This is a genomic window from Paenibacillus sp. SRL342 (genome assembly GCF_984798905.1).
On the sequence record NZ_OZ481790.1, the window covers coordinates 3,001,260 to 3,009,252 of the forward strand.

Below are 7,993 nucleotides of genomic sequence, written 5' to 3' on the forward strand. Positions count from 1 at the left end.
GTGAGAGACTGCATCACAGATAGCCCCTTCATTAGATGCGGTGTAGAGGTGCAGTTTCTCCCGGAATTCCACGTCTTAGGCGTCATACTGAAAGGAATGGTGAATTCCTATGAACATAGCGGAGTTTATGAATCATTTACAGAAGAAGAACGTGAAATTGTACCATCAAGACGGAAAAATCAAAATGATTGGACCGCGTGAGGAAATCAATGCTGATCTTAAATCACAGATTAAAGAACACAAACAGGCACTTATTCAGTTTCTGATCCATCAGGAAGAAGTATGGAATGCGCCTATTCCAAAGGCCCAAGAGTCGACCAACGAGATGTACCCCTTGTCCAGGGCTCAGAAAAGAATGTATATTCTGCATCAAATGGACGATCAGGGAATTGCTTATAACATACCAATGGCGGTGAAGCTGACGGGTCATCTTGAACTGGATTCACTTGAAGCAGCGATTGGGCGTGTGATCGAGAGGCATGAAGCGCTTCGAACTTCATTTGTCGATGATCAGGGTGAGCCTGCTCAGAAGATTCATCCTCAAATTCGGTTTAAGCTTGATTTCAGCGAACGGAATGAATCAGATATCTTGGTCAAGATCAAACAATTTATTCGACCTTTTGATCTAACGCAGGCTCCGCTGCTGCGGGCGGAACTGGTTCGCTTGGATCAAGATCATCATGTACTGCTCATGGATATGCATCATATTGTATCCGATGGGATGTCATTTGCGCTGTTTTTGAATGAACTGGCTGAACTATACAGTGGAAAACCGTTGACACCTGTTTCCATCCAGTACAAGGACTATGTAGCATGGGAGAAAGCCAAAGAACGTTCAGGTGATCTGAAGAAGCAGGAGACATATTGGCTGGATACGCTGAGTGGGGAACTGCCACAACTTCAAATGCCTCTGGATTATGCCCGCCCGCCAGAGCAAAATTATGCCGGTCAGCGAATGGTTACCCAATTGGATCAGGAATTAACGAGAAAATTGCAGCGTCTTGCCGATGAGCATGACGTAACGATGTACATGCTGCTTTTATCAGCCTATGCAGTCCTTTTATCTAAATATACTGGACAGAAAGACATTATCGTGGGTACCCCGATCGCAGGCAGGTCGAATGAACATCTCAAATCAGTAATGGGTTTGTTCACCAATACAATAGCAACAAGACATAACATCGACCCGGAGCAGACATTCGTCGCGTTTTTGAATCAGGTGAGAAGGCATACCTTATCTGCATATGAGAATCAGGATTATCCTTTTGATGAACTGATTGAAAAACTGAACTTACCTATGGATCGGAGCAGACACACACTGTTTGATACAATGTTTGATTTGCAGCACGCCGAGGATTATGTGTTCCAACTTGGTCAGCTTCAAGCGGAAATGTGTGAATTCGATCTACCGGTCTCCAAATTTGATCTCAGTCTCACCGTAATTCATTACGGAAGTCACATGAAACTGGATCTGCAATATGCTTCCGGATTGTTTGCCAAAAATAGCATGGAACGTTTTTTAAGTCACTTGATGAATGTGTTGAATGAGATTGCGTTGAACGTCACGCAAAAGGTAAGTCAGCTTCGCATGTTGTCCAGTCATGAAGAGGATCAGGTGTTGTATGAGTTTAACAGCAAGCGAGTGGATTCGTACCAGGGTACCTTAAATGATTGGTTTGAAGAACGCGCTGCATCTACACCTGAACGGATCGCAGTAGTCCACGGGGAAAAATCCATGTCGTATAAGCAACTTAATGAACGAGTAAACAAGCTGGCACGCCTGCTTCGAATGAGAGGGGTGAAGCCCGATTCGATCGTTGGTGTTATGGTGGAGCGTTCCTTGGATATGATTGTTGGGATACTTGCAGTTCTTAAAGCGGGGGCTGCATATATGCCGATTGATCCTGAACTGCCTGATGACCGAGTATTATACATGCTCAGGGATAGCGAGGCCGTGTTGCTTTTGAACGGGTGTCCTTTGAGAGACAGACTCCACATCACATCCGAGCTGGAGATGGACGACCCGGAAATTGAACGTATGGAACCACACAATCTGGAAGGTGTTAATGAGCAAGAAGATTTGGCCTACGTGATTTACACTTCCGGTTCAACGGGTGCACCTAAAGGGGTCATGACCACTCATGGAAATGTATTGAACTATATTTCTACATTTTTGAACAGAGTACCGCTAACAGAGGAGGATGCGGTTCTTCAGGTAGTGTCCTTTTCTTTCGATGCGTTCACTGAGGAAGTATTTCCGTTGCTGGCTGTATCCGGGCGTATTGTCCTGAGTGACAAGTTAAACGAAACGCATGTAGATGACCTGGTTATGCAGATTGAAAAAGAGAACATCACTGTCTTAAGCTGTTCCCCGCTCCTTCTAAACGAGTTGGACAAAAACTGGCATCTGCGTCCACATGCCAACATGAAATTTATCAGTGGCGGGGATGTCCTGAAATACGAATATGTCCGGAATATGGTCGGTTCGGCTCAGGTGTACAATTCATATGGACCTACCGAAGCAACGGTATGTGCTACATATTATCGTGTGATGCCACAGGACGAAGGAAGAGTGTCAATTCCCATAGGCAGTCCTCTTGGTAACTATGAGGTGTTTATACTTGATGAACATCAACAACCCGTTCCGATTGGTGTAGCAGGGGAATTATATATCGGCGGAGCAGGGGTCGCTAAGGGATATCTCAACCTTGCCGAGCTCACACAATCCCGTTTTGTAGATCATCTGCTTGCATCGGGGAACAAAATGTACCGCACCGGGGATATGGGGAGATGGCTTCCGGATGGAAATATCGAGTTTCTTGGAAGAAATGATGAACAGATTAAAATCAGAGGATATCGCGTTGAAATTCGGGAAGTGGAGCATCATCTGGCAGATCATCCCGATGTAAGCGACGCTGTAGTTATAACTCAAAAAGACCAACAGGGTCAGCTCTGCCTATGCGCTTATATTGTCTGGAATTCGCCAGAACATGGACATGGCTTTGATGAACTGAAAACACATGCGAGAGAACGATTGCCAGCTTACATGATTCCTTCATGGTTTATGAGCTTGGAGCAAATTCCGCGTACCCTCAATGGTAAAGCGGACCTTAACGTTTTGCCCCATCCCGATGTGGACAGCATGGCCAATACGACGTATGTGGCCCCAAGCAATGAGCTGGAATGTATATTGGCATCCATTTGGGAAGAAATATTGGAACTTCGGCCGATTGGTGTAGATCATAGCTTTTTTGAACTGGGTGGTCAGTCTTTGAGAGCATTTGCCATGATGTCAGCCATTCAGAGAAAGTTAGAGCTTCGGATTACACTCAAGGATATCTTTAACATGCCTACAATCAGGCAGCTGGCTGCATGGCTTCTAACAGTGGAGACACAGCGCACTTGCCCAATCCAAAAGGCAAACGAAAAACCGTATTATCCATTGTCCGCAGCACAGCGAAGACTTTACATTCTGGATCGGGTGCAGCAAACGGGTTTGATGTATAACATGCCACTTATTATCCGTTTGTCCAAAGAAGCTGAACAGGTACGAATGGAGCAGACATTGCTTGAAATGATTCATAGACATGAAGGGCTGAGAACTTCTTTTACAGAAATCGATGGTGAGCCCGTGCAGCATATTCATGCCCAAGTGAACTTCTATCTTCTTGTAGGCAGCGGGTTGCAAAAGGATTTCGATCCGTTCATACATTCATTTATCCAACCCTTTGATCTGGAGAAGGCCCCTTTGTTCAGAGCTGCATTATGGCGAACAGAGACCAGCCAATATTTATGTCTTGATATGCATCATTTGATTTCAGACGCGGTGTCCATGGATATCCTTATTCAGGAAATAGGGCAAATCTATGAACATAAACAATTGGCACCATTAACCCTTCAATATAAAGATTATGCTGAATGGTCTCTGGCCCCGGAACAACAGGAACAAAGGCAAGAGCACCAGCAATACTGGACAGACAAGCTTAAAGGTGAATTGCCCGTGTTAAATTTGCCGCTTGATTTCTCCCGACCTGCGATTCAGAGTCATGAAGGAAACCGGCTTCAATTTGCAGTGGATTCCGAACTGACACAAAAACTGCGTTTGCTGGCTGCCGAAAACGGTGTAACGCTGTTTGTTTTGCTGTTAACCGCATATACGATACTTCTTGCCAGGTACACTTCCCAGGATGACATCATTATAGGGACTACGGTGGCAGGACGAGAGCATCCGGAATTGGAAGATATGGTGGGCATGTTTGTTAATACGCTGGCATTACGCTTCTATCCTGAACCCGATATGTCCTTGCAGCAGTTGCTTCATCATATTAAGGATACTACGCTTGAGGGCTTTGCCCATCAGGACTATCCGTTTGATGAACTGGTAAGCAAACTTGAAGTGAAAAGGGATGCAAGCCGGAGTGCGCTATTCGATACACTGTTTACTCTTCAGGCTGAACAGACAACGGGAATGGACGCTAATGATTTGCTGGCTGAATACTATCCGTTCAGTCACCCCACAGCCAAGTTTGATCTGAGCGTAACCGCGTTGGAAACAGCGGAGGGTATAGAGATGTTTTACGGGTATGCCTCTAGGCTGTTCAAAGAAGAGACCATTGAGAAACTGGCTGGGCATTATAACGAAATTTTGAAAGAAATTGTAAAAGATACTCAACGCACCATTGGTGAGATCAACATGGTGACGGAAAAGGAAAGGGAGCTGCTGCTGTACCAGTTCAACAACAATGTTCGGGACTACGCCCAACGAAAGTCCGTTCCGGAACAGATTGCAGACCATGCAATTCATTTTCCCGATAAAGTAGCTGTTGTATATGATGGGCAACAACTAACCTATAGCGAACTGAATGAACGGGCTACCGATGTTGCGGAAGCTCTGCTGGATCTTGGATTGCATAAAGAAATGCCTGTAGGCATTATGATGGATCGTTCATTGGAAATGATGGTTGGTTTACTCGGTATTCTCAAATCGGGTGGGGCATATATGCCTTTGGACCCTGCCTTTCCCGAGGAACGTATTCGCTACATGCTGGAGGATAGCGGTGCCAGCGTGGTTGTAACTCAAGAGCATTTGTTGTCCCAAGTGAAAAAATACAGTCATTCCATTAAAACTCTGGTGCTTGACAGTTCTTGCTCACCATTACAGAGCATTGAGGAGAAGGGCGGCCGCCAGGAACGGAATGGTGTGTCCCGAATAAAGCATGATGACCATGATTTGGCCTACATCATTTATACCTCAGGCTCAACCGGATTGCCAAAAGGTGTATTAATTGAGCATGGATCATTCGCCAATTTATGTTATGGCTTCAGTGAATCTCAGCAGATCACGGAGCGAGATCGTGCAGCTAATTATTTGCAAATTACTTTTGATGGGTCTATTATCGATATTTTTCCGACATTGGTGGTGGGGGCCGAGCTGCACATCATCCCATCTCAGCTGCGCCTGGATATGTCACGGCTAAATGCATATTTGAATGCACACTCCATTACATTGATCACGTTGCCGCCTAAGGTGTGTGAAGTTTTTATCCATCAACCTAATACCTCATTGCGTTTGCTAATTGCTGGAGGAGAACAGCTGAAACTTTCGTTTCTTCCTGACTACCCACTGATTAATGCATATGGGCCTACCGAGAACACAGTCGCTACCACCTACCAACGGGTAGATCAGGTTCACGGCAATATTCCGATTGGCAAGCCGCTCCCCAACATCTGGACGTACGTGATGAATAGTGATCATCAACTGTGTCCAGTTGGTGTAGCAGGAGAGTTATACATTGCCGGCAACAGTGTAGCCCGGGGCTACCTTAATAATCCGGACATGACTTCGGAGAAATTTGTGGACAACCCGCATGAACCCGGCGGCAAAATGTACCGGACAGGTGATCTGGTGCGCTGGCTGCCTGGTGGCCAACTGCAATTTATGGGGCGTACCGATCAACAGGTGAAAATCCGTGGATACCGGATTGAGCTTGGCGAGATCGAGCAACAACTGCTGAAACATCCGGCCATCCGGGAAACAGCGGTTCTGGCTCATCAGGACCCGCAGGGAAATGGGGCGCTGTGCGCCTATGTTGTAGCCAAAGGTGAAGCAGTGTGGACAGCTGCTACTGTTCGGGACTGGCTGGAAGCGGAACTGCCGGATTATATGATCCCGGCCTATGTGGTGCAGCTGGATCAGCTGCCGCTGACGTCCCATGGCAAGCTGGACCGCAAGGCGTTGCCAGAGCCGGACCACCATCTGCCTGCCGGGCCGGAGACGGAAGCACCGCGTAGCGAGGTGGAGCGCCTACTGGTGGAAGTTTGGCGTGATGTGCTGAACATGGAGGAGCTGGGCATCAATCACCAGTTCTTTGTCTCCGGGGGAGATTCCATCAAGGCACTCCAGATCGGATCACGTCTGGCCCGAGCGGGACTGCGGATGGAGGTTCGGGATTTGTTTGCCTATCCAAAGATTCGGGATCTCTCCCCGTATGTGAAATGGGATCAACGTGAGCGCCAGAGCCAGGAGCCTGTGGAAGGAGAAGTGCAGCTGACCCCGATTCAGCAGTGGTTTTTTGCGAACAACACGACGGAACGAAATCACTTCACGCAGTCCTTCATGCTGCATCGGGCGACCGGGTTCAAGCCGGACGTGCTGGAACCAGTGCTGGATCGGTTGCTGGAGCATCATGATGCGCTGCGCATGAGATATGAGATACAACCAGATGGGAGTATCCGCCAATTCAACCGTCCGGTTCAAACTGGAGAGCGGATGTATACCTTGCACCGATTTGATATACGGGACTGGAATGAACCGGAGCGTCAGGTCTATGAGGCGGCTACCCGGGTGCAGCAGGCATGTAACCTGGAAGAGGGCAAGCTGGTGCAGGTCGGGTGGTTTGAAGCCGAAGATGGAGACCATCTGCTGCTGGCGATTCATCACCTGGTCGTGGACGGGGTGTCCTGGCGAATTCTACTGGAAGACCTGGAAGTGCTGTATCAGCAAGCGGAGCGGGGAGAAGCGCTGGATGTGGGCGAGAAGACCGACTCTTACCAGCGTTTCGCAGAAGCCGTGCAGGATTACGCGAACAGCCCGCATGCCGCCAAGGAGCGAGCCTACTGGGGTAGACTTGCAGCGGAAGGGGCTGGACTGAACCTGGGAGAGCGAGAGGAAGCGGCGGAACCGGATCGATTTGCGGACAGCCATACCCTGCAAAGCACCCTGAGTGCGGAAGTCACCCAACAGTTGCTGCGGGAGAGCAATCGGGCCTATCAGACGGAGATCAATGATCTGTTACTCAGTGCGCTGTATCTTGCGGTGCGTAAGCTGACGGGTGAGCTGAAGCTGAAGGTGAACCTGGAAGGCCATGGCCGGGAGGATGTGCTGGAGGGTATCGATCTCAGCCGCACCGTGGGCTGGTTTACGACCCTGTACCCGGTTCTGTTGGAGGGTGAAGCGGAGGACGAACTTTCGACCACCATCAAACGGGTGAAAGAGGGATTAAGGAAGGTACCGCATAAAGGCTTTAGCTATGGAGCGCTGAAATATGTGGCCCAGATGCCGGAGTTACAGGCGGAGAAGAAGGCTCCAATTCTATTTAACTATTTGGGAGAGATCGGAGCATCCGCAAATTCCGGGTGGGTTCATGCTTCACATTTTAAACCGGGAGAAAGCATGGGCGAGCACATTGCACGCATGAACCCGATTGAGCTGAATGTAGCCATCTATAACGGAAGCCTGGCCCTTAGCACAACCTATACCAAGTCTGCGTTTTCAGAAGAAATGATTCTTAATTTAAACCATTATTATATCGAAGCAATTGAACAAGTGATTAATCACTGTATCAGCAAAGAACATACGGAGAAGACATCTACCGACTATGGATTTAGTGACTTGTCATTAGAGGATCTTGAAGATTTATTAAGCGAATATGAGCTGATTGAGGATTAATATTTGTCTATTTTCATCCCATGTTTAGGACAGCTTAGGTACGAT

The 7,993-nt window shown here is 47.8% G+C and carries 1 protein-coding gene; it reads left to right on the forward strand.

What is annotated here, in order from left to right; all coding sequences use genetic code 11:
* Positions 1-127 precede the first annotated feature (127 nt).
* Positions 128-7,948, forward strand: coding sequence for an amino acid adenylation domain-containing protein (locus AC4E8D_RS13475; protein WP_339308088.1), 7,821 nt, complete (start codon positions 128-130; stop codon positions 7,946-7,948).
* Positions 7,949-7,993: the final 45 nt, after the last annotated feature.

Bases quoted from the DNA above. Each gene is read 5' to 3' on its own strand.
- AC4E8D_RS13475 (WP_339308088.1), top strand. From the start codon at position 128: ATGAATCATTTACAGAAGAAGAACGTGAAATTGTACCATCAAGACGGA.